The sequence below is a fragment of the Rhizobium sp. LjRoot30 genome (genome assembly GCF_964253915.1).
Classification (GTDB): Bacteria; Pseudomonadota; Alphaproteobacteria; order Rhizobiales; family Rhizobiaceae; genus Metarhizobium.
On the sequence record NZ_CAXUSG020000001.1, the window covers coordinates 63,432 to 88,082 of the forward strand.

General features: G+C 61.1%; 24 protein-coding genes and 1 tRNA gene. 9 read left to right on the forward strand and 16 right to left on the reverse strand.

Annotated features, from left to right (window positions below; translation table 11 throughout):
• Positions 1–15: 15 nt before the first annotated feature.
• Entirely contained in the window at positions 16–648 is a 633-nt protein-coding gene (locus ACSQ3I_RS00315; RefSeq protein WP_435995193.1) for a trimeric intracellular cation channel family protein, read from the reverse strand.
• Positions 649–806: 158 nt separating this feature from the next.
• Between ACSQ3I_RS00315 and ACSQ3I_RS00320 the strand changes: the two genes are divergently transcribed.
• Positions 807–1,277, forward strand: a complete 471-nt coding sequence (locus ACSQ3I_RS00320; protein WP_435995195.1) for a hypothetical protein — start codon at positions 807–809, stop codon at positions 1,275–1,277.
• A 3-nt stretch (positions 1,278–1,280) separates the two neighbouring features.
• Here the strand turns inward: ACSQ3I_RS00320 and ACSQ3I_RS00325 are convergent, their stop codons facing one another.
• From ACSQ3I_RS00325 to ACSQ3I_RS00335, 3 genes are all read right to left on the reverse strand, one after another.
• Entirely contained in the window at positions 1,281–2,066 is a 786-nt protein-coding gene (locus ACSQ3I_RS00325) for a YdcF family protein (protein ID WP_435995197.1), read from the reverse strand.
• 199 nt (positions 2,067–2,265) lie between these two features.
• Positions 2,266–3,438, reverse strand: coding sequence for a TMEM43 family protein (locus ACSQ3I_RS00330; protein ID WP_435995199.1), 1,173 nt, complete (start codon positions 3,436–3,438; stop codon positions 2,266–2,268).
• A gap of 138 nt (positions 3,439–3,576) precedes the next feature.
• Positions 3,577–4,293 (reverse strand): YoaK family protein, encoded by a 717-nt coding sequence (locus ACSQ3I_RS00335; protein ID WP_435995201.1) that lies wholly within the window; start codon positions 4,291–4,293, stop codon positions 3,577–3,579.
• Positions 4,294–4,625: 332 nt separating this feature from the next.
• Between ACSQ3I_RS00335 and ACSQ3I_RS00340 the strand changes: the two genes are divergently transcribed.
• Positions 4,626–4,847, forward strand: coding sequence for a hypothetical protein (locus tag ACSQ3I_RS00340; protein WP_435995203.1), 222 nt, complete (start codon positions 4,626–4,628; stop codon positions 4,845–4,847).
• Positions 4,848–4,951: 104 nt separating this feature from the next.
• Here the strand turns inward: ACSQ3I_RS00340 and ACSQ3I_RS00345 are convergent, their stop codons facing one another.
• Entirely contained in the window at positions 4,952–5,713 is a 762-nt protein-coding gene (locus ACSQ3I_RS00345) for an SDR family NAD(P)-dependent oxidoreductase (protein ID WP_435995205.1), read from the reverse strand.
• An 85-nt stretch (positions 5,714–5,798) separates the two neighbouring features.
• Positions 5,799–6,761, reverse strand: coding sequence for a phosphatase PAP2 family protein (locus ACSQ3I_RS00350; protein WP_435995207.1), 963 nt, complete (start codon positions 6,759–6,761; stop codon positions 5,799–5,801).
• A gap of 354 nt (positions 6,762–7,115) precedes the next feature.
• On the opposite strand from ACSQ3I_RS00350, the gene ACSQ3I_RS00355 reads away from it, so the two are divergent.
• Positions 7,116–7,385 (forward strand): hypothetical protein, encoded by a 270-nt coding sequence (locus ACSQ3I_RS00355; protein ID WP_435995209.1) that lies wholly within the window; start codon positions 7,116–7,118, stop codon positions 7,383–7,385.
• A gap of 52 nt (positions 7,386–7,437) precedes the next feature.
• Here the strand turns inward: ACSQ3I_RS00355 and ACSQ3I_RS00360 are convergent, their stop codons facing one another.
• Complete coding sequence (locus tag ACSQ3I_RS00360; RefSeq protein WP_435995211.1) at positions 7,438–7,680, reverse strand: hypothetical protein; 243 nt, start codon at positions 7,678–7,680, stop codon at positions 7,438–7,440.
• A 236-nt stretch (positions 7,681–7,916) separates the two neighbouring features.
• Between ACSQ3I_RS00360 and ACSQ3I_RS00365 the strand changes: the two genes are divergently transcribed.
• Both ACSQ3I_RS00365 and ACSQ3I_RS00370 read left to right on the forward strand, forming a co-directional pair.
• Positions 7,917–8,468 carry a hypothetical protein gene (locus ACSQ3I_RS00365; protein WP_435995212.1) on the forward strand — a complete coding sequence of 184 codons (552 nt, stop codon included), beginning with the start codon at positions 7,917–7,919 and terminating at the stop codon, positions 8,466–8,468.
• Between the two features lie 241 nt (positions 8,469–8,709).
• Positions 8,710–10,083, forward strand: a complete 1,374-nt coding sequence (locus tag ACSQ3I_RS00370; protein WP_435995214.1) for a DUF4214 domain-containing protein — start codon at positions 8,710–8,712, stop codon at positions 10,081–10,083.
• A gap of 111 nt (positions 10,084–10,194) precedes the next feature.
• Here ACSQ3I_RS00370 and ACSQ3I_RS00375 read toward each other — a convergent pair whose 3' ends face one another.
• The 3 genes from ACSQ3I_RS00375 to ACSQ3I_RS00385 all read right to left on the reverse strand — a co-directional run bounded on the left by ACSQ3I_RS00375 (position 10,195) and on the right by ACSQ3I_RS00385 (position 11,989).
• Entirely contained in the window at positions 10,195–11,253 is a 1,059-nt protein-coding gene (locus tag ACSQ3I_RS00375) for a hypothetical protein (RefSeq protein ID WP_435995216.1), read from the reverse strand.
• Between the two features lie 127 nt (positions 11,254–11,380).
• Positions 11,381–11,456 (reverse strand) — tRNA-Ala (locus ACSQ3I_RS00380).
• Positions 11,457–11,602: 146 nt separating this feature from the next.
• Positions 11,603–11,989 carry a TIGR02300 family protein gene (locus tag ACSQ3I_RS00385; RefSeq protein WP_435995218.1) on the reverse strand — a complete coding sequence of 129 codons (387 nt, stop codon included), beginning with the start codon at positions 11,987–11,989 and terminating at the stop codon, positions 11,603–11,605.
• Positions 11,990–12,256: 267 nt separating this feature from the next.
• Here ACSQ3I_RS00385 and aroA point away from each other — a divergent pair, with 267 nt between their 5' ends.
• The 3 genes from aroA (at position 12,257) to rpsA (ending at position 16,130) form a co-directional block, all read left to right on the forward strand.
• Positions 12,257–13,624 carry a 3-phosphoshikimate 1-carboxyvinyltransferase gene (gene aroA / locus ACSQ3I_RS00390; protein WP_435996216.1) on the forward strand — a complete coding sequence of 456 codons (1,368 nt, stop codon included), beginning with the start codon at positions 12,257–12,259 and terminating at the stop codon, positions 13,622–13,624.
• Positions 13,621–14,259 (forward strand): (d)CMP kinase, encoded by a 639-nt coding sequence (cmk, locus tag ACSQ3I_RS00395; RefSeq protein ID WP_435995220.1) that lies wholly within the window; start codon positions 13,621–13,623, stop codon positions 14,257–14,259. Before aroA ends, cmk begins: the two co-directional genes overlap by 4 nt.
• 167 nt (positions 14,260–14,426) lie before the next feature.
• A complete protein-coding gene (gene rpsA, locus ACSQ3I_RS00400; RefSeq protein ID WP_435995222.1) occupies positions 14,427–16,130 on the forward strand; it encodes a 30S ribosomal protein S1 in 1,704 nt (567 codons plus the stop codon).
• A 104-nt stretch (positions 16,131–16,234) separates the two neighbouring features.
• On the opposite strand, the gene ACSQ3I_RS00405 is transcribed toward rpsA, so the two are convergent.
• Complete coding sequence (locus tag ACSQ3I_RS00405) at positions 16,235–18,019, reverse strand: hypothetical protein (RefSeq protein ID WP_435995224.1); 1,785 nt, start codon at positions 18,017–18,019, stop codon at positions 16,235–16,237.
• Positions 18,020–18,202: 183 nt separating this feature from the next.
• Here ACSQ3I_RS00405 and ACSQ3I_RS00410 point away from each other — a divergent pair, with 183 nt between their 5' ends.
• A complete protein-coding gene (locus ACSQ3I_RS00410) occupies positions 18,203–19,672 on the forward strand; it encodes a nicotinate phosphoribosyltransferase (protein WP_435995226.1) in 1,470 nt (489 codons plus the stop codon).
• A gap of 156 nt (positions 19,673–19,828) precedes the next feature.
• Here the strand turns inward: ACSQ3I_RS00410 and ACSQ3I_RS00415 are convergent, their stop codons facing one another.
• From ACSQ3I_RS00415 to ACSQ3I_RS00435, 5 genes are all read right to left on the reverse strand, one after another.
• Positions 19,829–20,170 (reverse strand): hypothetical protein, encoded by a 342-nt coding sequence (locus ACSQ3I_RS00415; protein ID WP_435995228.1) that lies wholly within the window; start codon positions 20,168–20,170, stop codon positions 19,829–19,831.
• Positions 20,171–20,294: 124 nt separating this feature from the next.
• On the reverse strand, positions 20,295–21,557 hold the full coding sequence (locus tag ACSQ3I_RS00420) for a hypothetical protein (RefSeq protein WP_435995230.1): 1,263 nt from the start codon (positions 21,555–21,557) through the stop codon (positions 20,295–20,297).
• A gap of 105 nt (positions 21,558–21,662) precedes the next feature.
• Complete coding sequence (locus tag ACSQ3I_RS00425) at positions 21,663–22,289, reverse strand: ribonuclease D (protein WP_435995232.1); 627 nt, start codon at positions 22,287–22,289, stop codon at positions 21,663–21,665.
• A 98-nt stretch (positions 22,290–22,387) separates the two neighbouring features.
• Positions 22,388–23,116 (reverse strand): transcriptional regulator NanR, encoded by a 729-nt coding sequence (locus tag ACSQ3I_RS00430; protein WP_435995234.1) that lies wholly within the window; start codon positions 23,114–23,116, stop codon positions 22,388–22,390.
• Between the two features lie 253 nt (positions 23,117–23,369).
• Entirely contained in the window at positions 23,370–24,632 is a 1,263-nt protein-coding gene (locus ACSQ3I_RS00435; RefSeq protein ID WP_435995236.1) for an ABC transporter substrate-binding protein, read from the reverse strand.
• Between the last annotated feature and the right edge of the window lie 19 nt (positions 24,633–24,651).

Genomic DNA, 24,651 nt, shown 5'->3' on the forward strand with positions numbered 1-24,651 from the left:
CCGTTCCTTCGATTTTCAGAGAACGTCGTCCGGATGCCGGCCCGGCCGCGCCTTGTAGCGCGGCAACGTCCAACCATACAGCAGCGCGCCGCCGCGCACGGCAAAACCGGCGACAGCACCGACGCTCGCCGAAACGAACAGCGGCGGGCCGAACGCATGCATGGCGGTGAACACCGCAGCACCGGCAAGTGCCGCCGTCAGGTAGATTTCCGGCCGCAGCAGCACGGATGGTTCGCTGGCCAATACGTCGCGCAGGATGCCGCCGAAACTTGCCGTCAGCATGCCCATGATGATCGCTACGGTCGGCGAGCCCGTCGCCGCCAGCCCCTTGGCAGCGCCCAGCACGCAATAGGCGCCAAGCCCGATGGCATCGAGCCAGATCAGCAGGCGGTAACGCGATTCGATGACGTGGGCGGTGAAATAGACGAGGATGCCGACCCCGACGCAGACCAGGATGTAGGTGGGATTCATCACCCAGAAGACTGCCCGTCCGAGGACGACGTCGCGCACGGTGCCGCCACCAAGCCCGGTGACGGCGGCCAGGAACAGGAAGCCGATGATATCGAGCTGCTTGCGTGAGGCGGCAAGCGCGCCCGTTGCTGCAAACACCGCGACGCCGGCATAATCGAGAATTTCCAACGGCGACATCGATGCTCCCCCGGGCCTCGACGCTGCTTCGCGCCGATCGGTGTCAGGGCACCTTGTCGCGGCGGCAATGTCAAGGGCGGCGCAAGCCGAAGCTGTTAGTGCCTCGCCGATAGCGTCGTTGGCCATTGCCGCGATGCCTGCCTCGGAGGGAGCCGTTCATGAAACATGCCATTGCCATTCTCGCACAGATCGCTCTCCTCCTGTCGCCACTGCCGGCGTTTTCGCAGCAGGAGTTGATCGGCGATCCCGAGACCTACGAAAAATCGCATTTCCAGAAGCAGTGCCAGACGGCGGAATTCGGCGATGGCTACATCAGCCGTATCGACATCAACAATGACGGCATCACCGACGCCGTCGTCAATGAGGGTGAACTGACCTGCGACGGCAAGAAGGGCCCGGATTGCAACGACGACGGTTGCCCCTACAATTTTTACCTGCAGGTCAAGGAAGGCGGTTATTTCATGATCGCCACCGCCCAGATCTACAGCTACGATTTCATCAAGCGTTTCGGCAACATGGTCTTCGTCATGAAGATGCATCCGCGCTATTGCGAGCGCACCGATTCGGAACCCTGCCTGATGACCGTGCGCGTGCGCGGCGCCAAGATGGTGACGATCTCGAAAAAATAAGGTTCAGCCCGGATAGAGCGCATCGGTGCGCCCTGTCAGGTAGTAGGCGAGAAGGCCGATCCATTCCCGCGTCGCCGTCGTCGTCTGCTGGGCGTTGAGCGATGGCTGGGTGAAATCGAAACCCAGTTTCACGTCGCCGCTGGTGCGATAATCCGACGGCCACGGGATCACCGGTATGCCGGCCTTGCGGAACAGCCCGATGGCGCGCGGCATATGGAAGGCCGAGGTGATCAACAGGCAGTCGCTGAGGCCATGCTCTTCCAGCAAGGCCTTGGTGTTGGCAACATTCTCGAAAGTGGTGCGGGAGGCGTCTTCCCGGACGAGCCGCGCCGGATCGACGCCGAAGGCCTGCAGGAAGCGCTCCGAAACCGCAGCATCGCCCTCGTAGCGACCGCTGAACGAGCCGTCGCCGCCGGAGACGAGGATACGCGCCTGCGGATGCACCAGCGCCAGCCGCAGCATCTCGGTAAAACGGTCGCCTGCCTGGTTGAGTTCGTATCCGCCCCGTCCCGTTGTCACCTCGGTCTCGAAGCCGCCGCCGAGTACGATCATGCAGCTTGCCGCTGCTGGCTCCTGCGGCCGTGGAAACCGTGCTTCGAGCTGCTGCAGCAGCACGGTGCCGCTGCTGGTGAACAGGGTGACGAACAGGATAAGTGCTGCCAGGAACGCCGAGAGGCCGCGCAGCTTGCGCCAGCCGAACAGGCCGGCCAGCAGGCTGAACGCGATCAGGAAAAAGCAAAGCGACAGCGGTTGGGCGACGAGCCAGAACAGTTTCGACAGAAGAAACAAATCGGGTTTCCCATGGGCAGGTTGGTAACGAGACAGGTTTCGTTACCCTATTCTGCCGGAGGGCGCCACGCTTGCCGCCCTGCTTACGGTATCGGCGCTTGGAGCATTTCCGCTTCTCTCCGAAACGCGGAAATGCTCTGTCTCCTTGTTTTAACGCAATTCCGGACGCAAAACCGCTTCACGCTTTTGCTGGAATTGCTCAGGTTGCCGGGCGGCCGAGCGCTGCCGTTTCCGGCTGCTTGCGGCGCAGGCGGATGAACAGGAAGGCGAGGACGATGCCGCCGACGATGATCGAGATCGCCAGGATCGGCCGGTAGGCGATCCAGCCGATGGCGATGACGATCGGCCCGAGGATCAGGGTGGCGACCGCTGCCATCAGCGTCGTTCCGAAGCTGACGATCGAGCCGATGAACGGGATGACATCGCCGATGACGCCGAAGATCGACAGGATGCAGGCAAAACCGACGAACATGCCGATCAGGCCGCCGACGCGGACGATCCAGGTGATGATATTGTTTTCCGTCTGCGCGGTTTCGAACATCTCGGCAGCAGTCTGCTTGCCGGCCGAACTCAGGAAGATTTCACGGCCGTTGCTGACCGTAAAGGCGGTCAGCGTATCGCCGTGCTGGCCGCCGACGAAGCTTGCCTCGGCAAGATCGACGCGCTCATAACGGATGCGCAGGTCGCCGATCACCGGCGAATTCGGGTTGTTGCCGGCGTATAGTTCACCGTTCTGCGGACGGACATTCACGCCGAGCGACGTCTGGAAGGCCGATGCCTGGTCGGCACCGAGAGGGATGCGCTTGGAAGAACCAAGCGGCGCGACGTCGCTGCCATCGAGGGTGAAGGCGCCGACGGAGGCCTTCTCGACCGTGAAGGTTTCGCCGTCCAGCGGTCGCGACGGATTCTCATGGCCGCCGGGCTGCTTGAAGTCGCTGGAATCGACCGTGTCGGTGCGCCATTCCTTCGAGTAGGTATAGGTGGTCTTGGTTTCTTCGCTGCCGCCGACGTTCTTTTCGGTCTTCGATTCGCTCTTTTCCACCCACTGGTACATCTCGACCTCGCGGACGATGCGAAGTGCGTTCTCGGCGACGATTCCATAAGTGTCGTCTTGCGGGGTGGCCAGCGGCTTGACCGGGCCGGAAATGTGCACGAGCTTGCTTTCATTGGCGCTGTCGACGCTGGCGCTGTCGACCGAGACGACCAGGCCGGCCCCTTCGACAAGGGCGCGATAGGTCTTGATCGCCCGGCCCTCGTTCCAGAACAGAAGTACCGTGGTGGCGATCACCAGGATAATGCCGAAGAAGATCCGGCCGATGGCGCCCTTGATGCGCGACAGCCAGGATGTTGTGGTGGTTTCCGTAAAGCTCATGTTCCGCCCCTCGAAACTGCGCGAAGCTCGCAACCGAGCGGGCTCGCCCTCTGTTTTCTGGTAGCAGATTCTTCTTAATGGGGCATGATCATATTGCTGTGCCGGCAGAGCATTTTTGGGACGTTGGCGCGAGGCGCATCAACGCCGCTGCTGCAGCGGCCGGTGCATGGTCTGATGCCCGAAGCGCGATTGCAGGCGTCTCGGTATCAGCCGCGACACAAGGGCGGCGGCCATGGTCAAGACGGCCACGATCCACAAGGCATCCGATTGCAGCCATTGGCCGAGCAGTGCGCCCGCGATGGCGCCAGCGATCATGCCGAGCCAGGGAATGATCTGGATCGTCCAGTCGAGGCGCCTGTCGCCCATCAGGAACCGGCCGATGCCGCGCCCGAACCGCGACAGCGCCCCGGTCACATAGGTCAGGCCGATCGCCAGGCCGCCGACCTGCTCGACGGTGGCATTGACCATGCCCATGCCGAGCACGATCATCAGGAACTGCAGAAGTGCCAGATCCGGCGCGCGCACCGTCGAGGCAACCGCCAGCACGAGGCTGACACCGGCGAGCACGGCAAAGATCGGTCGCGGCGCTGAATAGGCCACGACGACGCCGAGCGCATTGCCGGCGACGAAGGTGGCGATCGCCAGGAAAAGCGTCAGCGCATGCTGCAGGTTGCCGGTGCCGAGCGCGATGGCGGCGCGGGTCGTGTTGCCGGTCATGAAGGACACGAAGTCGCCCGACATGATCACGCCGACCGCGTCGGTCATGCCGGCGACGAAAGAAATGGTTGCCACAAGGGCAAGCCCGGTTCCCGTGCGCCGGGCCTCGATGATCCGCCTGCGTCTCTGCCGTGTCATTCCATCCATCGGCCGCCGGTTGCGGAAGAGAAAAAGCGGCCTGCCCCTTGCCCGCAAGCTTAAAGCAATTCCGATGGATGTGCGAAGCGGTTTTGCTCCCGCAATTGCGTAACGGCAAAAAGACAAGGCGTTTTCGCCATCCGGGCGAAACGGAATCGCGCACGCGGCAAAACGTTTTGGCCGGACAGCCGCTTTTGGAGGGGTGCCCGGCTTTTCCCGGCCATTGCAGGTCCGGCCATGCGTGCGGCACGCCATCGCCAAATCGTGATTAGGGGATCGGCCGACGCGGCATTACCTTTATTGCCGCAACGACAGTGAAAAGGAGACAGACGATGAAGACAGTGCTTGTAGTCGCCGCCGCCCTTGGACTATCGGCGACCGGTGCGCTTGCAGACTGCATCGGCCACACCAAGACGACGGCTTCGGCCGATGTCGACCGGATGATGACCACCGCCAGCATCGTGACGGAAAAGACGGACTTGAAGGACGAGGCCGTGATGAAGACCGGGCGGACAGCCGAAGCCGAGACCCAGTCGCCTGCCGTAATCGAGTAGAATTCCCTGCAGGTGGCCTCGGCCCGGCGGGTGAGAGAAGCACCTGCCGGGCCGGCGGTCGAACGACAATCATCTCAACGCGGGCTTCGCAGGTCGCTTTCCCTTCAGGGTGAAGGTTGACCGTTCGATGCCGAAACGCCGCCATCGACGGCGATGTTGGTGCCGGTGACGAAGCTTGCATCGTCGCTTGCCAGGAAGGCGATAACGGCCGCCACCTCCTCCGGCTCGCAGACGCGGCCGAGCGGAACGCGTTGACGGAATTTTGCCACCAGCGCCTGGTCCTCCAGCATCGTTTCCGTCATCGCCGTGCGCGTCAGGCTGGGGCAGACGGAGTTGACGCGGATGCCGCGCTTGCCGAGATCGAGCGCCAGGGCCCGCGTCAGGTTGACGACGGCGCCCTTGGCGGCATTGTAGGCGCTCATCCCCCAGTCGCCGCCCGTGCCGGAGACGGAGGCATTGTTGACGATGCAGCCCTTCGTCTTTTCCAGATGCGGGATGGCGGCACGGCAGCCGTAAAACACCCCATCGGCATCGACGCTCATCACCCGGCGCCAGCGCTCGTCGGTGATTTCATCCGGCTGGCCGGCATCGTGTACCCCGGCATTGTTGACCATGACGTCGAGCCGCCCGAAAGTCTCCACGGCGGCTGCCACCACCGCCTCGATCGACCGCGACACCGAAACATCGGCCGTTCGCACCAGCGTGCGCGCCGGGTCCAGGTCGCGCGCGATTGCCTGCAGCCGTGCTTCCTCGACATCGACCAGCACGACCGCGGCTCCTTCCGCCGAAAACCGTCGCGCCGTCGCCTCGCCCATGCCGGCACCGGCACCGGTAACGATCACCACCTTGCCTTCGAAACGTTTCATCACATCCTCCCTTGAAACGGCAGCCCTCTCCCTGGCCGCCTGGATAACTCCGGCAAAACCGCTGCGCACTTTTGCTGGAGTTGCCCTATGCAGTCAAAAGTTTACGGGACCGCGGCTGCCGGCTCGCCCCGCGGAACAGGCCGGCATAGCGTGGCGACGCGGCCAGCAACCGCAACACGACGGCGGCGAGGGCCGCGCCGGCGAACAGGTCGACGAAATAATGCCCGCCGAAGATCGGCGTGGAGAGGATCATGATGGCACAATAGGCGGCAGCGACGGCAAACAGGCCCGTCCGCCAGAAGCTGACCGCGAGAATGATACCGGCCGCTGTATGCAGGGATGGAAATGTCACCAGTCCCGGCAGGTTTCCCAGTTCCAGCATGTGGAGGCCGCCTGCGCGCAGGCGTTCCAGGTGCGAAAGGTGGTAGAGGCCGGGCGGCGAGGAAAAATTCGCGAAGACCTCGACACCGGGAAAATTGACGGCAACGGCGGCTTTTGCCGGCAGGAACAGGCCGACGGCGGTGCAGAGCGTCGCCACGGTCAGGAAGGCTTCCAGGAAATAAGCCATCCTGAGCCTGTCGCTCCTTGCCGCCAGGATAAGGAAAGCTGCCAGGCTGAGCATGTCGAGGGAGGTATAGCTGCGCTCCAGCACCCACAGGAGCACCGGCCGCGCCTGGAAAAACTCGAAATAATCCATCCAGCGCAGCGGCAGATAGGCATCGGCGGCCATCAGCAAGCCATCGGCATAAGGAAAGCCGGAACTCATGCTGACATGGTTGAAGACCCGCAGGCAGACCCATGCCAGCTGCAGAAAAACGATGCCCTGCAGCAGTGGATCGAGCGCGGTCAGCAGGCCCGGGTTTGCAGCGTTGCCGTGCAGCGCCCGGCGGGCAAGATGAAGGGCGAGAAGAGCGCTCAGGATGCCGGTGGCAGGCAGAAGCAGTTGCGCGGGCGCAAGGCCAACGGGCGACAGGGCAAGCCAGATGCCGTCGATCAATCCGATCGACGCGATCAGGCCGTAGGACCATCGGCTGGGAAACAAGCGCATGGATCACCCTCTCTTGCGGGCAAATCCTGAGCCGGAATGACTATAAGAAGTGTTAAGAAAATCCGGTTGGCCCGAGTTTTTGACCGCTGCGCCGGAGGGCGGTTGCACTGCTTGCAAGGGCATATCCGGCAAATAACAAGGCGGAATTTTTGCTTTCGAGTGCCGGGATTCATGGCGGGAGGCGAAAATTCTATTGTCCGGCGCCATATTTCCAATTGCCTGATGCTGGATTTTGCGCCAGTGTAATTTCGTAGTAGCTTAAATGTCTCAAGATCAAATATGTGAGTGAAAAGAAACGTATAGGATGTAATACGTGGATTTTTCACTTAATAATGTCTGTTTGGGAGAAGGCAAATGCGAAAATTCATCGTAGCTGCGACCATGTCAGTATTCTTTATCACCGGATTCACGCCAATGGCGGATGCATCCCCGATAAACACCGCTGGCAGCCATCGAGGCCTTGGGATTGGCAGTGACGTGGTTCCTGTCGATCATTATTACGGTCATCGCCGCAAGTACAAGAGAAAGAATTATTACCAGGAAGAACATTGCTGGTGGAAGAAAGTTCGCCGGTATGACGAATATGGCGACGTCTATTACGAGCGGATCCGCATCTGCAAATAATGGCAGCATGCCGAAAACCTGCGCCATAGCAGGCGCAGGTTTTCGCGACGTCTCAGTACACGACGAAAATCACGCATCCGTCACCGGCTTTGGCGATGCGTTCTGCCACGTGCGGTATGAGCATGGTGAGGTTGCGGAATATGATCTGCGGCCGCTTGCCGCTGCCGGCCGCGGCGGCGGCCACCTGTTCCATGATATCAGCATCGATGTAATCGAGCGAACAATCGATATCCAGGCCGCCGCCGGCAGCCGCGACTGCGATCATCGCTTCGGGAAAAAGCAGGTTCATCGCCATAATCTCAACCTTCCAGATGTTGGTAGCCGGATCGCCGTGCCGGTAGAGCCTTGTCCGTCTGCATAGACTGGGACTCTATTCGATTTTTCTGCGTCAGATGTTCCGGCCGTGACAACCGGCGCTCCGCCGGCCATGCTCTATTTGCTTGTCTTTTGCCGCATTGTCCGATGCCGAAGCGATGCCGCTTCGGCTGGAAATGCTTGGCGATCGGCATGTTGCCCAACCGGAGACGCCTGGTGCCTGATCGTCGACACATGCCACAGCGAACCCCGCTGCAACAGAAACTGCTGGACAGGGCTCTGGCCGCCGTCGAGACGGAACGCGCGAAAATGCTGGAGCCGCTGCACGGCGTGTTGCGCGAGCGCGCCTCCGGATACGCATACACGTGCGACGCGGCGACGGAAGATGCGGTCGGCCGGGCCATCGAGCCGATGCTGCCGAATTGGGGCGGCACCGTCGTTGGGACAATCGCACTCCCTGACGATCCGGCGGCAATTGCCGATGCGCTGATAAGGCTCGCGCATCCGCATGGCGCAGATGGCAACGTCGTTCTCTGGTTCGAAGCGACGCTGCACAGCCAAAGCGCCCTGGTCGCGTTCGAGGATTGCCGTTACGGCGTCTTTACCGGCACGCTTGCCGATCTCGCGCATGTCGTTGGCCATATCAAGGGCATACCGGGCTCTCCGGTCGGCTGGTCGCGATTGGCATTGGTTGCTGACGATCACCGCTGGATGATCTGGATCGAAGCAAACCTGGCGACGCATTGTACCCCTGCCGCCAAGAAGTGAGGCATGCCGGGTCTTCGGTCAGGACCGTGTGATTTTCGGCAGGCGGCCCGTCACACAACCACCATCTGCTTTACGGCAGTTTGGTCTCATGTTAATATTAGCGATCCGTTAATAACGGGACGCAGGCATCTCAGGTAACCCAACGCGCCGACCACCGGTTACATTGCCTTCAGCCTCTGGCCAGCACGAAGCCTTCCTAAAAACAATCAGGGGCGGGTGTTGCCCGCCATGGGGGATTTCCATGCCGACCTATACGATCAAAGCACTTGACGCCATCAAACCGGAAGGCGACGACGGCGTTACCCTGTTCCGTTTCACGATCACCCGAGCCGGGGCGCTGAACCCCGATGCGGAGTTCGAGCGTGTCCACCTGAAACTCGACACGCCGGATATTGACGGCTTCGACGGGTTCTCCTTCGACCCGTCGCAAGGCCGCGTCTTCGGCCGGGACGACACCCGGCTGGGCGTGGTGTTCAATCCCGGCGAGACGGAGAAAACCATCTCGGTTGCCGTCCGCGGTGACCGTCTTGTCGAAAACGACGAACTCATCCGCCTGACCCTGACCTCCTGGGGGCAGATCAACGCCACCGAAAGTTCGGTGACGGCGCGGGGCATAGACGGCTCGGCGGTGTCGACGGTGAAAAACGACGATCTTGCTGCAAACCATGTCGCCGATCAGTTTCACGTCAATCTCGTGTTGAAGGATGGCGTCATCGACAATTTCGAACGGACCTTCATCCTCAACCCGCCCTCGGAAGCCGACCTGGACAATCAGCTGCTCGACTGGATCATCGAGGATCTGTTTGCATCCTCTCATGATGGCGAGTTCGACGGGGCCGAGCTTCTGGCGATGGACCAGGTTTTCCTCGGCAAGGGGATCGACGGAACATACATACCGGCACGCGACGCGGAGATCGAGGCGGCCGGTCCCTTCGATCCCGCCGCGGAAGTGGCCTTCGCGACGGCGCTGACACAGGTCTTCGCCGAGTTGCCGAACGGTCCGAGCGCCGCTGATTTCGTCCGTGACATCCTGCTTGGCGGCGGTGACATCAGCTTTGCAGGCAACGGCACCATCGAGGTGGCCGGACAATCGGTGAAAATAGCGACCAATTTTGCGGCAGGACAATTCGATTCCATCCGCCCGGGATCGGATCTTCTCACATTTGCGAACGGACAGCGGATCTATGTCGACGCCGACCAGATCGCATTCAACAACGGCGTGTTGCGGCTGGATGTCCAGGGCGGCGAGATAGCCGGCAGTTCCTACCGGATCTACCAGGCGGCCTTCGACCGGACGCCCGACATTCCCGGCCTGAAATTCTGGATCAACAAGATGGATGCAGGCATGTCGCTGCTCGACGTGTCGAAAAACTTCATCGTCTCGGCGGAATTCGTCGAAATATACGGGTCGAATTCGACGAATGCCCAGTTTGTGGCACGACTCTACCAGAACGTTCTCGGCAGAGAAGGCGAAGCAGCCGGCATCACCTTCTGGACCGGCCAGCTCGACACCGGCGCCTCCGACCGCGCCCGCGTCCTGTTCGGCTTCTCGGAAAGCGCAGAAAACATCACCGGCGTCTCGCCCCAGATCGACGACGGGATTTTCCTGACGTAAGTCTGCTGTCGAATACATCGGCGACAATACCGGACAACGCTGCCTTGGCCACGATCACGGCAGCGTTTCCGGTTCGTCAGGTGCGCGCGGCTTTTGCCATGGTAGACAGATTTACGGGCCCGCAGCCGTAATGACTGCCTGATAAGCAACATCACGCCTTCCCAACTCAACAAACCGTTGGAGGATCTTTAAAGACAGCGCGTACGTAAATGTTGCAATCTCAAACGGCATCGTGTTCGAGTGCTTGACGCCGCTAAAGCCAAACAGGTTTCGGCTATCAAATGAGTACGGAAGCGAAACGTTGCCATGAAAAATTGCATTTCGGTATTTATAGAGTTCGCGAAATTTACTGACAATGTTGTCTTGGTTTTCGTCTAGTAAAGCACGCAGTCGAAACTCCAAAACTCCGATGTTTGCTTTTTCTGAGTTTGTGGAAAGCATTGCCTCAATTGCAGACAGGGACCACATAAACGTAACCAAGGGATCCTGTGAGGATCTAAAGCTTTGAGAAATGTAGCTTAAGCCCTTCATGAATTGCGACTTTGGTTCGCCCGCGATCTCTTGCGGCTTGGCCCAAAGAAAGTCAAACACGGTCCTCGGAGCTAGCTTCCGCAGCGCAACGTCGGACGCGAAAGCTCCACGGGGGCCAAGGCTCATTTTGAAGCCTTCTGAAGTCGCCGTGTCACCCCCGTTGAGAGAGACAATCCGATGGGTCGAGACGCCCAGCGGGTCCGCCAGATGTGCTGCCACCAGTATCGAATATGCCTTTAGCTCAAAATCCCGAACTAATTCGCCACGGAAAATCGTACCTTTGGAGCGGCGGAAAACCTGTTCGATATTGATTTCTTTGGGGCGCTCGCTCGCCTTGATTTTCGCGGCTATAAGCTCGCGAGTTCGCTCCAAGTAGGTCGCAACGAGTTTGCGATCTAACGTAATTTGGAAGGCGAGTATCCTGGATGTGTCGGTTATCGTGTCGATGTTTGGAGCGAGCTTGATAAGGCCGCTGCCATTGCGCTGCTCAATCTTGATGACCGAATGGGGCGCATGTTCCATACTGAGGTGCCCACTCATGCTGATAACCGGACTCCAATCGGAAAGATCCTCTTGGTTTCCAAAAATCTTTTGCGATAACGCAATCAACTCAAATTTTTCGTTCAGCAGGGTCTTCATCGTTCCAAGGCGAACCAGCGATTGAGAAAATTTGGCCAGAAATGTTTATAGGATTTGGCGAGAGACTCTCGCAAAATAGATTTCAAAGTCTTGTTAAATTTATCAAATCTGTACGTCTGGAAAGATTTGGTGGAGCTAAGCGGGATCGAACCGCTGACCTCTTGCATGCCATGCAAGCGCTCTCCCAGCTGAGCTATAGCCCCATCTCTTGGGTCCGGCGAACCGGGTCCGGGAAGTCCGAAGGCGCTGTGTCCGTCGGGGTGGCGGCTTATTACTTCTGCTTTTCGCAGAGTGCAAGCCCAAAAAACGATGCCCGGCGATTTTTTGTTCGCCGGGCACAATCAAATGCTTAAACGTCGTCGTCGTCGCCGGTCACGCCGATGATGCCGCTGACGTCATCTTCGTCTTCGTCTTCGTCGGCTTCCAGGAAGGTATCGTCGTCATCGTCGCCGATATCGACATCGTCATCGCCCATGTCGGGCAGGTCGTCGCCGCCGGCTGAATCGTCGCCGTCTTCCAGCGAAACCAGTTCGACTTCCGTGCTTTCGGTATCGACTTCCGCGACCTCCTCGTCTTCGGCCTTCTCCATGATGGCGGCCACGGAGGTTTCCTCGAAGTAGGACAACGGCCAGGATTTGCCGGTGTAGGGAGAAACGATCGGATCCCGGTTCAGGTCGTAAAACTTCTTGCCGGTATCCGGATCGGTGCGTTTGGTTCCAAGTTCCGCTTTTGCCACTGTCAATGCCTCGTGAGAATGGCCGAATGAAAGATTCGGCAAATGCCGTTACAACCGGCGTTTTAGGGGAATTTATCAGCCGGTCCCCTTAATCGTTGCGGCTTCTCATGTCAAAGCAAACTTTATGCCGCCTTCGCCTGCTTTTCTGGGGCGGGGCGGATGACCGCACCGGGAGTTTGTGTTAACGACCCCGCCGAACCCGCCGCCCGACCGCCAGAGGTCAGGGGACTGTGCGGAAGAATGAAGCGCTTTGCAAAGGATTTTTCCATGTCGCATGGGGCCGCCGCTAAACCTGCCACCGCACGCCGTTCGTCCAACCTCTCCGGCACAGCCCGCATTCCCGGCGACAAGTCGATTTCGCACCGTTCCTTCATGTTCGGCGGCCTGGCCTCCGGCGAAACGCGCATCACCGGCCTGCTTGAGGGCGAAGACGTCATCAACACCGGCAAGGCGATGCAGGCGATGGGCGCCAAGATCCGCAAGGACGGCGACGTCTGGATCATCAACGGCACCGGCAACGGCGCGCTGCTGGCACCGGAAGCACCGCTCGATTTCGGCAATGCCGGCACCGGCTGCCGCCTGACAATGGGCCTCGTCGGCGTCTATGATTTCGACAGCACCTTCATCGGCGACGCCTCACTGACCAAGCGACCGATGGGCCGCGTGCTCGATCCGCTCAAGCAGATGGGTGTGCAGGTAAAGTCTGCCGAAGGCGGTCGCCTGCCGGTGACGCTGCATGGCCCGGCAACGCCGGCGCCGATCACCTACCGCGTGCCGATGGCGTCTGCCCAGGTGAAGTCGGCGGTGCTGCTCGCCGGTCTCAACACGCCCGGCATCACCACGGTGATCGAGCCGATCATGACCCGCGACCATACGGAAAAGATGCTGCAGGGTTTTGGCGCCAACCTGACGGTCGAGACCGACGGCGAGGGCGTGCGCACCATCCGTCTTGAAGGTCGCGGCAAGCTCACCGGCCAGACGATCGACGTTCCGGGCGACCCGTCCTCCACCGCCTTCCCGCTGGTGGCGGCCCTGCTGGTGCCCGGCTCCGACATTACCATCCTCAACGTGCTGATGAACCCGACGCGCACCGGCCTGATCCTGACGCTGCAGGAAATGGGCGCCAATATCGAGATCCTCAATCCGCGGCTTGCCGGCGGTGAGGATGTCGCCGATCTTCGTGTGCGCTCCTCGGAGCTCAAGGGTGTGACGGTTTCGGAAGACCGGGCGCCGTCGATGATCGACGAATATCCGGTGCTGGCCGTGGCCGCCTCCTTTGCCGAGGGCGCGACCGTGATGAACGGCCTCGAGGAGCTGCGGGTGAAGGAATCGGATCGCCTCTCTGCCGTCGCCAACGGTTTGAAGCTCAACGGCGTCGATTGCGACGAGGGCGAAAGCTCGCTGGTCGTGCGTGGCGTGCCCGGCGGCAAGGGCCTCGGCAATGCTTCGGGAGCGGCCGTCGCCACCCATCTCGACCATCGCATCGCCATGAGTTTTCTGATCATGGGGCTTGCATCCGAACATCCGGTAACGGTGGACGACGCAACGATGATTGCCACCAGCTTCCCGGAATTCATGGACCTGATGGCGCGACTGGGCGCAAAGATCGAGCTGCACGAAGGCGGAGCCGCTTGACCACGGTCATCGCCATCGACGGCCCGGCAGCGGCCGGCAAGGGCACGCTGTCGCGGCGGATTGCCGAGGCTTACGGGTTTCACCACCTCGATACCGGCCTGACGTATCGCGCCACGGCCAAGGCGCTGGTCGATGCCGGCCTGCCGCTCGACGACGAGCCGGTGGCGGCAAAAGTGGCGGAAACCCTTGAATTGGCCGGGCTGGAGCGCGATATCCTGTCGCAACACGCGATCGGCGAGGCCGCTTCGAAGATTGCGGTGATGTCGTCGGTTCGCAAGGCTTTGGTGGAGGCGCAGCGCGCCTTCTCGAAAAAGGCGCCGGGAACGGTGCTCGATGGCCGCGATATCGGTACGGTCGTCTGCCCGGATGCGCTGGTGAAGCTTTACGTCACGGCGTCGCCGGAGGTTCGGGCAAGGCGGCGTTACGACGAGATCGTCGGCAAGGGTGGTGCGGCCGATTACGCGGCAATCTTCGCCGATGTGAAGCAGCGTGACGAACGCGACATGGGGCGCGCCGACAGCCCTTTGAAACCGGCTGAAGACGCGCACTTGCTTGATACGTCGGAAATGAGTATAGAGGCCGCGTTTCAGGCGGCGAAATCGATCATCGACGCGGCCCTGAGCCAGAATGCCTAAAAGTTATCGGGTTTGCGTGCTTTCGCACGAGGCCTGTTAGTTTTGACAAAAGCCTGAAATTCCGTCCATGCGCCGGATAGCCTCTGATGGAGGCGGACTGGGTTCAGGCCTGTTCAACACCAGCCACCGGCGCGCCGTGTCCGTAACCGGGCACACCAGGAGATTTTATGTCTGTAGCTACTCCCTCTCGTGAGGATTTCGCAGCCCTTCTCGAAGAGTCCTTTGCCAAGAACGATCTGGCTGAAGGCTACGTAACCAAGGGTATCATCACGGCTATCGAGAAGGACGTCGCCATCGTCGACGTCGGCCTCAAGGTCGAAGGCCGCATCGCTCTGAAGGAATTCGGCGCCAAGGCCAAGGACGGCACGCTGAAGGTCGGCGACGAAGTTGAAGTCTACGTCGAGCGCATCGAAAACGCCCTGGGCGAAGCCGTTCTGTCGCGCGACAAGGCTCGCCGCGAAGAAAGCTGGACCCGTCTCGAAGTCAAGTTCGAAGCCGGCGAGCGCGTCGAAGGCGTCATCTTCAACCAGGTCAAGGGTGGTTTCACCGTCGATCTCGACGGCGCTGTCGCCTTCCTGCCGCGTTCGCAGGTCGACATCCGTCCGATCCGCGACGTTACGCCGCTCATGCACATTCCGCAGCCCTTCGAAATCCTCAAGATGGACAAGCGTCGCGGCAACATCGTCGTTTCGCGCCGTACGGTTCTTGAAGAGTCGCGCGCCGAGCAGCGTTCTGAAATCGTTCAGAACCTTGAAGAAGGCCAGGTTGTTGACGGCGTCGTCAAGAACATCACCGATTACGGTGCGTTCGTTGACCTCGGCGGCATCGACGGCCTGCTGCACGTCACCGACATGGCATGGCGCCGCGTCAACCATCCGTCGGAGATCCTGAACATCGGCCAGTCGGTCAAGGTTCAGATCATCCGCATCAACCAGGAAACCCACCGCATCTCGCTCGGCATGAAGCAGCTCGAGAGCGACCCGTGGGATGGCATCTCGGCCAAGTATCCGGAAGGCAAGAAGATTTCCGGTACCGTCACGAACATCACCGACTACGGTGCGTTCGTCGAGCTGGAGCCGGGCATCGAAGGCCTGATCCACATCTCGGAAATGTCCTGGACCAAGAAGAACGTACACCCCGGCAAGATCCTGTCCACGAGCCAGGAAGTCGACGTTGTCGTTCTCGAAGTCGATCCGTCCAAGCGTCGTATCTCGCTCGGCCTCAAGCAGACGCTCGAGAACCCGTGGCAGGCATTCGCGCACAGCCATCCGGCTGGCACGGAAGTTGAAGGCGAAGTCAAGAACAAGACCGAATTCGGCCTGTTCATCGGCCTCGACGGCGACGTGGACGGCATGGTGCACCTCTCCGACCTCGACTGGAACCGTCCGGGCGAACAGGTCATCGAAGAGTTCAACAAGGGTGACGTCGTTCGCGCCGTCGTTCTCGATGTTGACGTCGACAAGGAGCGCATCTCGCTCGGCATCAAGCAGCTCGGCAAGGATGCTGTCGGTGAAGCCGCCGCTTCCGGCGAACTGCGCAAGAACGCCGTCGTTTCGGCTGAAGTCATCGCTGTCAACGACGGTGGCATCGAAGTGCGTCTCGTCAACCACGAAGACATCACCTCGTTCATCCGCCGTTCGGACCTGTCGCGTGATCGCGACGAGCAGCGTCCGGAGCGTTTCTCGGTCGGTCAGACCGTCGATGCACGCGTGACCAACTTCTCGAAGAAGGATCGCAAGATCACTCTGTCGATCAAGGCACTGGAAATTGCCGAAGAGAAGGAAGCCGTTGCTCAGTTCGGTTCGTCCGACTCTGGCGCATCGCTCGGCGACATCCTCGGCGCGGCTCTGAAGAACCGCAACGCCGAATAATCATCGGCGGCCAAGGCCTCAAGACAATAAGAAAACCCGCCGGAAGCGATCTTCCGGCGGGTTTTTTCATGGCGTTTTACCTGTCGGGCTGTGGGAGGCCAGCCTCAGGACCAGCCTGCCATGCGCTGGTAGAGGTCATGGGCGCGTTCGGCATCGTCGTCATTGTCGGCGAGTGGCGAAAGTTCGTCCGTCTCCTCGTGGGAAAGCAGTTCGTCGTCCTGTCCGGCCTGCCGGTCTTCGTCGTTCTGCCGGCTGTCGTCCTCTTCGGTGTCTTCGTCATCTTCGCGTCGGCGCGCTTCCTCGACGTCGTCCGAAAGCAGTTCCTGCGCCGACGGATATCCGACGAGCGGGTAGGGGACGCCGTCGCGGGCGGCGAGCGCCAGCTGCATGAGCACCTGCTTTTCGATCAGGGTCGGTGCGGCCTTGGCGGTCGCGCCGTCAGCCGTCGCCGTGTGGCGCTCGCCCCGCGCTGCCTCGGCCTCGGCTTCGGGTTCCGAAGCGGCAGCGCTCAGGGACGGCATTGTGGGTTCGGTCGTTTCGCCGGCCGGCGCTTTCGCGGCGCTGGATGAGAAACGGATCGCCGCCATCTCGATTTCCGCCTCCGAAAGGGAAAGCGGCACGGACATCTCGTCCAGCGGCAGCTGTCCTTCGGGCGTGGTCAGTTCCGTCCAGCCCTTGAGGACATAGAGGGTGGGATGGTAGTCGCCTTCGCGGATCGGATTGGGCGTAAAGACGCTGCGCAGCGCAGCGGCATCGAGCTTGGCGGCCGTCGCCTGCTGGCGGACGGCTGTCTGGCCGTGCGCGGCGGTGTCTTCGGTCTCCATTTGCTCGAAAGCCTGAGCCGGGCGCTCTGCCGTGGTGTCGGCGGTGCGTTTCGCCAATGTTTCGGTGCGCGCCGGCAGGGAGGGCTGCGAGTCGAAATCGAACTCGGTCAATTCCTCCTGGACGGTTTCGAAACCGGAGGCGATGTCGAGCAGTGCCGCCCGCGAGGCTTCCTCGCGCAGTTGCGCCGTCGCCTTGGCCTGGATGGTGGCATCGTTGCTTTCCCCCTGCTGGAACGCCTTTTTCAGCATATCCTGGAGGGTGCGGGCATCCGGAGTTTTCTCCGACATCTCGGGGGAAGGGCCGGCCTGGGTTTCCGGTTCTGCCTCGAGCAGATATTGCTCCGGAAATTCACGTCGCATGGATGTTTCCCCTTCCTGTGTTTCGTCGGTCGGCGTTTCTGCAGCAGATGCCTGGTTTGTCGTTGTCTGGTGGTCCGGGGCGGCATCGCCGGTTTCGGTCGTGTCTTCGGCGGCCGCGGAGGCAGGCGTGGCGGTGTTGCCGCTGCCGGCGGCCGGTGTCTTTTCCGCTTCCAGCTGCTGGGCCTGCGGTGTTTCGGCCTCTTCGTGCTGCCGGTAGGAGGTCACCACGGATTTGGCGGCGAGATCGCGCTCGACGTTGCGGGCCGTTTCCAGGTAGGCGGCGATGCGGGCGGCTTCCGGGCCGGTGGGGTTTTCGAAGGCTGCCAGCAGGAAGCGCAATTTCAGACCCTGGATCGCCAGGTTGAGCTGCCGTTCCACCTCCATCCGCTGCGCCGGCGTCAGCTTGCGGATCACCTCGCTGAGGCGCTGGATGTAGTCGACGCTGCTTTCACCGTCCTTGCGCGGCATGCCGATGGTCTCGCCGACGATATCGGCCAGCATTGCCAGGTGATCGGTCATGCGGTCGCGACCGGCGAGAAGCAGGACGCTCAGCTTGCCGGCGGCATTGGAATTCGGGTCGCGATCTCCGCCGGCGAAATGCACCTTGTATGCGGAGACGGACACGGTCTGACCCGACGTGTTCAGGCTTGCCTGGTTCTGGTACTGTGAATTCGAATTTGACGACGAGCGAAGCGGAGGCAGCATGGTGACTCCTTCAGGTATCGATGGCGATGGAAAGCAGGGGTTCAACAAGGCCGCTCATGCGGTCCGCGGCATCCCATCGCGAGCTTTGAAAGCTGCGTGGCGCTTCATAGCGCCTGCGAATGCTCCTTTATTAACCCTTAATTTATCCTCCAATGGTTAATAAAACGCTAATGGCGATGCCAAGTGCCGGAGATTGCTATAGATACCATCGGCGTGCCGCATCATGCTGCCCGCAGCCCGCATCAACCCTGCCTGCCGGAACCCGTCATGAGCCTCGCCAATCCCATCCTCAACACCGACAGCTACAAGCTCAGCCATTACCTGCAGTACCCCGCTGATACCCGGGCGATCTCCTCCTACATCGAGGCGCGCGGCCTGTCGCAACGGCCCGAGGTGGTGTTTTTCGGGCTGCAGATGTTCCTGAAGGAGTATCTCGCCCGACCGGTGACGAAGATGGACATCCTGGAGGCGGCCGAGATCTCCGTCGCCCATGGCCTGCCATTCAACCGGGAAGGCTGGCTGGGCATCGTCGAACGGCATGGCGGCCATATGCCGGTGGCGATCGAGGCGTTGGCGGAAGGAACCGTCGTGCGGCGCGGCGTGCCGGTGCTGCAGATCGTCAATACCGATCCGGACTTCGCCTGGGTGACCTCCTACCTGGAAACGGCGCTGTTGCGCGCCGTCTGGTATCCGTCTTCCGTCGCCAGCAACGCCCGCAAGTTGAAGGACATCCTCATGCCCTTCCTGGAGCGCACCTGCGAGGATCCGGCGGCGATGCTGCCGTCACGGCTGCATGATTTCGGCTCGCGGGCGGCAACCAGCCATGAACAGGCAGGCCTCGGCGGCGCGGCGCATCTCGTGCAGTTTGCGACGACCGATACGCTGGTCGGCATCCTCTACGCCCGCAAATATTACGGCGCGCGCATGGCCGGCACGTCGTTTCCGGCGGCCGAACATGCGACGATGACCTCCTGGGGCCAGCCCCGCGAGGCGGAAGCCTATGCCAACATGATCGAAAAATTCGGGACCGGAACCTATTCGGTGGTCTCCGACAGCTACGATATCAACAATGCCGTGGCGGAGATCTGGGGCAAACAGCTGATCGACAGGGTGCGCGCCGCCGGCGGCACGCTGATCGTCCGCCCCGACAGCGGCGATCCGATCGATACCCCGGTCCGGGTGGTCGCCCAGCTGGCTTACGCTTTCGGCACCCATCTCAATGCCAAGGGTTTCAAGGTCATCAACGACAATGTTCGTGTGCTGCAGGGCGACGGCGTTTCGGGGCAGGATATCACCATGGTGCTCGGACGCATGGAAGCGGCGGGTTTTTCCGCCGAAAACATCCTGTTCGGCATGGGCTCGGGCCTGATGCAGAAGGTGACGCGCGACAGCTATTCGTTCACGATGAAGGCCAGCGCCCGCCAGGATGCCACCGGCCATTGGCACGATGTCGCCAAGCGCCCGGCGACGATGCACGAGAAGGCGTCGAAGAGCGGCCGCCTTGCCGTCACGAACCAGCTCGGCGATCTCGCCGGCATCCGGCTCGACGAGCTGGGACGCCAGCCCAACAGCCTGATCCCCGTCTGGAAGAACGGCGAATTGCTCGTCGACCAGTCGTTCGACGATATTCGACGCCGCGCCGCAGAGGCCTGAAACAGATCCGGCAGGGCGCGGAGCGCGCTTCTGCCGGCGTTTCTTCAGAGAATTTCCGCCTTTCTCTGAAACGCGAAAACGCTCTATCTCATTGTTTCTAAGCAATTCCAGCAAAACCGCTACGCACTTTTGCTGGAATTGCTCTAGGCCAGCGGTTCAGGGGGAAAGGTTGCGAAACAGCCGGTAGAGGCCGGTTTCGTCGGAGTTGACGGCGGTGAGATGGCCGGTTTCCGATTGAAACTCGTCCATGTTCTCGCGCTGGAATGCATCGAGCCATGTTCCCTTGACGCTCTTTGCCGATGGCGCCGCCATGCCGTGCATGCCGCCAGGGGTATCGTAGGGATTGTCATTGAAGGACGGTTCGGCCGCGTGGGGATCGAACGCGCTTGCTGTTTCGGGATCGAGCAGAGCCGCAAACATGTCGGCATGCTCGCCCAGGTCCAGGGAGGATGAGGTAAAACCCTCGGAGCCCTGAACCGCCGGGAAAACACTTCCCATTCCTACTCCTACTCACAACACACACTGGTAGCGCACGGGCGGGTCTCTTGCGGTGGTCCGCTCCCGATCCGGCGGTGCCTATGAAACGCCAAAATGCTTAATAACCGCGTAAAAGCCGCAAAAATTATGCGGCTTCTTTTTGCTTCTTGAGGATCTCGTAGATGCCGATCTCGTCGACGGAAACGGCGACGATGTCGTTGGCGGCCTCGGCCGCCGCCTGCATGGCTGCCTCCGGCGTGTGTTCGACGACGATGGCGATCTGTTCATCGCGCGAAAGCGTGGCCGGGTCGCCGTCGTCGACGGCGGAGGGTTCCTCGGCGGTTTCCGTCTCGTTGCCGTCTTCGCTCTGTTCGATCGCCTCGGCGCTGGCGGCGAGCGCCTGGATGACCTCGGTGGCATCGGCCGCCGGATCGGTTTCTCCGGATCCTGCCGTGGCCTCATTGCTCTCGCTGATCGCGTCCTGCGCCTTCTTGACGTCCTCAACCTTCTCGAAGACCTCCTGTGCCTTGATATCGGCTTCGCGTTCCTGGCGGGTTTCTTCGTCCTCGACCTGCGTCGGGTCGTTTTCCGTCCGCTCGACCTTCAGTTCGGCAACGGTTTTCGGATCGGCGACATCTTCGAGGCGCTGGATGGCCTTGGCGATATCCTTGGTCAGGGTCTTGTCCTGAGCGGCCTGGTCGTCGAAGGCCTTGGTCACCGCCTGTGCCGACTCGCCCCAGGGCCGGCGAATCGCTTCGATCATCTGCGCGGCGGATATGCCGAGTTCGGTCAGGCCCGACTGCTTTTCCACATCCTCGACGGTATTGGCGAGCGTCTGGCGGTAATCCGTCAGGGCTTTTACCACATCTTCGTAGAATGTTTCACTGCTGGTGCTGACGCCGGCAGCCGAAACGATGCGGGCCGCATAAAGCGTCATCGAGCTCGGCTCCTCTCCTTCCGGAAAGGTGTTGTTCAACACCGCCTTGAGATCTTCGGTCGAGACCTTGAGGGTCTTCAGGCCGATCGGAATGGCTGAGCCATCGGAATAGTTCTTCGCCGCAGTTCCGACCATGGTCAGGGCGTCCTGAAGCCGGTCGGCAAAATCGGTAGCGCTCTCGCCATCGGCCTGGGCAACGCCGAGCACGTCGGAGAAGCGCGAGATCAGCTCGGCCATGCGGTTCTGGTCGTTCTGCAGCGCGCCGAAGAAATGCTCGTTGATCTTGGCATTCGCGGACTGCTGGGCTTCGTCCGACTTGATCTTCGCTTTGAGAAGATCGTCGTCCTTGGTATCCTTCTTGCCCTTGGTCTTTTCTTCCTCCTCGGTGCGCCGCTCCTCGATCTGCTCGAGCATGTTGCGCATGAAGCCGGTCAGAAAATCGCCGCTGGCCTGTTGGGTGGGGAGCAGCACGAAAAACCTCCGAGAATATTTCCTCTGAAATATGCACGAAAATAGGTCGCGATGCTTAATGTCGCGTTAATAGACAATCCCAAGATGTATGAATACCGGCTGGTCTCAGCTGTGCGCGAAAATATCCGTTTCTTCCCAGCCGAGCAGGTCGAGCTTGGAACGGGTCGGCAGGAAAGCGAAGCAGGCGTCCGCATGATCCTTGCGTCCGTCGCGGACCAGCCGCTCCGTCAGCTTGTCGCGCAGCGCATGCAGGTGCAGCACGTCCGAGGCGGCATATTCGAGCTGCGCCTGCGACAGCGTCGCGGCGGCCCAATCGGAGGATTGCTGCGCCTTGGAGATGTCGACTTCGAGCATTTCCTTGAGATTGTCCTTCAGCCCATGTCGGTCGGTATAGGTGCGCACCAGCCGCGAGGCGATCTTGGTGCAGAACACCGGTGTCGTCGTCACGCCGAAGGTATGGAAAAGCACGGCAATGTCGAAGCGGCCGAAGTGGAAGATTTTCTGATGCGTCGGATCGGCGAGCAGGCCGACGAGGTTCGGCGCTTGCGTCTGGCCGGCGGCGATGCGGATGACGTCGGCGGTTCCATCCCCCGGTGAAAGCTGCACCACGCATAGCCGGTCGCGGCGCGGCACGAGGCCGAGCGTTTCCGTATCGATGGCGACGTCGCCGGTGTAGCGGGCGGCATCGGCGGCGGAAATATCGCCTTCGTGGTAGCGGATGGTGGCGGCCATGGGAAACTCCGAACTCTGCTGGTCAACGGAAGCTGGCTATAGCCCAAACGGCCGGTGTGCGAAACGGCTTTCGAATAGCGGCACCGCCGTCGGGCGGTTCATTCCTCCGCGGTGCGGGCGTTCGCCAGTGCGTAGAGGGCCCGGGATCGCTCCAGATGTTTCAGCACGGCCTGTTCGGCGCCGTCGGCGTCGTTTTGCGCCAGGCAATGGATGATCTCCTCGTGTTCGGCCAGCGTGAACTTTTCCTTGCCGGTCCAGATCAGCATCTCGGTGTGGTATTCCTTCAGCCAGGCGAGCATGGACTCGCTGACGGCGGTGAAGATCGGATTGCCGGAAATTTCGGCGATGCGGGTGTGGAACGCCATGTCGGCGGCGATGAAAGCTTCGGCCTGACCGAGCGACGAGCGCTGCCGCTCCAGGATGACACGCAGATCGGCGATGTCCTGCGGCGAAGCCTTTTCGGCGGCCACCCGCGCCATGCCGCGCTCGAAGAAGATGCGGGCATTCTTCAGGTGTTCCAGCGTGTCGGAGGATTTCGACAGCATGATCTTGGCGGTGAGATCCACTTGCCGGAACAAAGACTTGGCCGTCAACTCCAGCACCTTGGCGCGCTCGCCATGGGAAATCGCCACCAGGCCCATGTTGGCGAGCGACTGCATTGCCTCACGGATCGCCGGGCGACCGACGCCAAAACGTTCCATCAACTCGCGCTCGGACGGCATCTCGTCACCGGGCTTCAACTCGCCGGACGTAATCAAACGTTCGAGGCGGTCGAAGACCTCGTCGGACAGTTTGCGGCGGACGATGGGTTCGGATCGCGGGCTCATGGTCGGTCTCGGTTTGGCACGCTTCATGGTTAGGCGGGATCGATGCGGTTGGAAAGCGGGAAATGCCGTTATCGCCTTGTCACCAGCCACGGAATTCAATCGATTATTGATATACTCATTATACCAGTTATCGAGGCTGCGCCAGTGAAAGATGCGGAAGCCCGGCAGCATGAACCGATGCAGGCGAAACAGTCAGGAATAGAAAAACCCCGGAGGCTGCGCTCCGGGGTTTTCGTCTTGTCGGCTAACCGGCTTACTTGTCGATTTCAGCCTTCAGCTTGTTGACGTCGTCGGTGGTCATCTCGCCGACCGTCTTGACCTCGCCGTCCGTCACCTTCCACAGGCGGAACGGGCCGGTGATATCGCCGTACTTGTCGAAGGAAACAGGGCCGATGACGCCTTCATACTTGATCGGCTTGCCGTCCTTGATCAGGCCGAGCGCTTTGGCGAACTCTTCCTTGCCGGCGAAGATCGGCTCGCCCGCGGGATCGACGACCTTGTAGATCGCGTCGCGGATCGCTGCCGGATCCTCCGAACCGGCTGCGGCGATGGCAAGCGCGACGATGGCGCCGGCATCGTAGGAACGGTCGGCCGCCGGGTTCGACGGTCCGATGTTCGAGAAGGCCTTGTAGTTGGCGTTGAAATATTCGGTCGATTTCGTCGGGCTGGTGCCCGAGGAGGTGCCATAGGCTTCGTTGAGATATTCGGCGCCGACGGCGGAGATGAAGTCGGCGCTGTTCATGCCGTCATTGAGCAGGAATTTCTGCACGCCGCCCTGCGAGATCCAGGCGCGGGCAATGGTGGCGCCATCGACCGGATAGCTGATCAGGTAGAGGCCGTCGGGGCCGCCTTCCATCGCCTTGGTGACTTCCGACTGGTAGCTCGACTGCTTTTCGTTGTAGGGCGTGACCGAGACGATCTCGCCGCCCAGCGCCTTGTAGGCGCGGGAGAATTCCGAGACCATGTTGACGCCGAAGTCGTTGTTGACGTGGATGACGGCGAGCTTCTTGAAGCCTTGGTCAAGGGCGTATTTCGCCGCCGCAACACCCTGCAGCGCATCCGAGGTGATGGTGCGGAAGAAGACGCCGTTGGTCTTGCCGTCGCGGCCGAGTGCGGTCAGCGTCGGCGAAGACGAAGCAGGCGACACCTGCACCACCTTGGCCGGGCCGGTGACCGAGGTCAGGATCGGGATCGATACCGACGAGATGATGCCGCCGATGACCACCGGCACCTTGCCGACCTGCACCAGCTGCGTTGCCGCATCGACGGCGACGTTGCCCTGGCTCTGGCTGTCGCGGGTATCGGTGACGAGATCGCAGCCGCGCACGCCGCCGGCCTCGTTGATGTCGCGGAAGGCCATTTCCACCGACTTGGCGCCGGCCTGGCCATACTCGCCGGCAGGGCCGGTCAGTTCCATGACGAGGCCGACGGTGATCTTGCAATCGGCGGCCTGGACGACACCGGCGGCGGCGAGCATCGCCAGGCCGGTGGAGAGAGAAAGAAGTGTCTTTTTCATGCGGGTTCCCCTTATTTTA

What these genes read in the sequence shown, in the direction of transcription:
- ACSQ3I_RS00315 (WP_435995193.1), bottom strand. Translation starts at nt 648, where the DNA reads ATGTCGCCGTTGGAAATTCTCGATTATGCCGGCGTCGCGGTGTTTGCA.
- ACSQ3I_RS00320 (WP_435995195.1), top strand. Translation starts at nt 807, where the DNA reads ATGAAACATGCCATTGCCATTCTCGCACAGATCGCTCTCCTCCTGTCG.
- ACSQ3I_RS00330 (WP_435995199.1), bottom strand. Translation starts at nt 3,438, where the DNA reads ATGAGCTTTACGGAAACCACCACAACATCCTGGCTGTCGCGCATCAAG.
- ACSQ3I_RS00335 (WP_435995201.1), bottom strand. Translation starts at nt 4,293, where the DNA reads ATGACACGGCAGAGACGCAGGCGGATCATCGAGGCCCGGCGCACGGGA.
- ACSQ3I_RS00340 (WP_435995203.1), top strand. Translation starts at nt 4,626, where the DNA reads ATGAAGACAGTGCTTGTAGTCGCCGCCGCCCTTGGACTATCGGCGACC.
- ACSQ3I_RS00345 (WP_435995205.1), bottom strand. Translation starts at nt 5,713, where the DNA reads ATGAAACGTTTCGAAGGCAAGGTGGTGATCGTTACCGGTGCCGGTGCC.
- ACSQ3I_RS00350 (WP_435995207.1), bottom strand. Translation starts at nt 6,761, where the DNA reads ATGCGCTTGTTTCCCAGCCGATGGTCCTACGGCCTGATCGCGTCGATC.
- ACSQ3I_RS00355 (WP_435995209.1), top strand. Translation starts at nt 7,116, where the DNA reads ATGCGAAAATTCATCGTAGCTGCGACCATGTCAGTATTCTTTATCACC.
- ACSQ3I_RS00360 (WP_435995211.1), bottom strand. Translation starts at nt 7,680, where the DNA reads ATGGCGATGAACCTGCTTTTTCCCGAAGCGATGATCGCAGTCGCGGCT.
- ACSQ3I_RS00370 (WP_435995214.1), top strand. Translation starts at nt 8,710, where the DNA reads ATGCCGACCTATACGATCAAAGCACTTGACGCCATCAAACCGGAAGGC.
- ACSQ3I_RS00375 (WP_435995216.1), bottom strand. Translation starts at nt 11,253, where the DNA reads ATGAAGACCCTGCTGAACGAAAAATTTGAGTTGATTGCGTTATCGCAA.
- aroA (WP_435996216.1), top strand. Translation starts at nt 12,257, where the DNA reads ATGTCGCATGGGGCCGCCGCTAAACCTGCCACCGCACGCCGTTCGTCC.
- rpsA (WP_435995222.1), top strand. Translation starts at nt 14,427, where the DNA reads ATGTCTGTAGCTACTCCCTCTCGTGAGGATTTCGCAGCCCTTCTCGAA.
- ACSQ3I_RS00405 (WP_435995224.1), bottom strand. Translation starts at nt 18,019, where the DNA reads ATGCTGCCTCCGCTTCGCTCGTCGTCAAATTCGAATTCACAGTACCAG.
- ACSQ3I_RS00415 (WP_435995228.1), bottom strand. Translation starts at nt 20,170, where the DNA reads ATGGGAAGTGTTTTCCCGGCGGTTCAGGGCTCCGAGGGTTTTACCTCA.
- ACSQ3I_RS00425 (WP_435995232.1), bottom strand. Translation starts at nt 22,289, where the DNA reads ATGGCCGCCACCATCCGCTACCACGAAGGCGATATTTCCGCCGCCGAT.
- ACSQ3I_RS00430 (WP_435995234.1), bottom strand. Translation starts at nt 23,116, where the DNA reads ATGAGCCCGCGATCCGAACCCATCGTCCGCCGCAAACTGTCCGACGAG.
- ACSQ3I_RS00435 (WP_435995236.1), bottom strand. Translation starts at nt 24,632, where the DNA reads ATGAAAAAGACACTTCTTTCTCTCTCCACCGGCCTGGCGATGCTCGCC.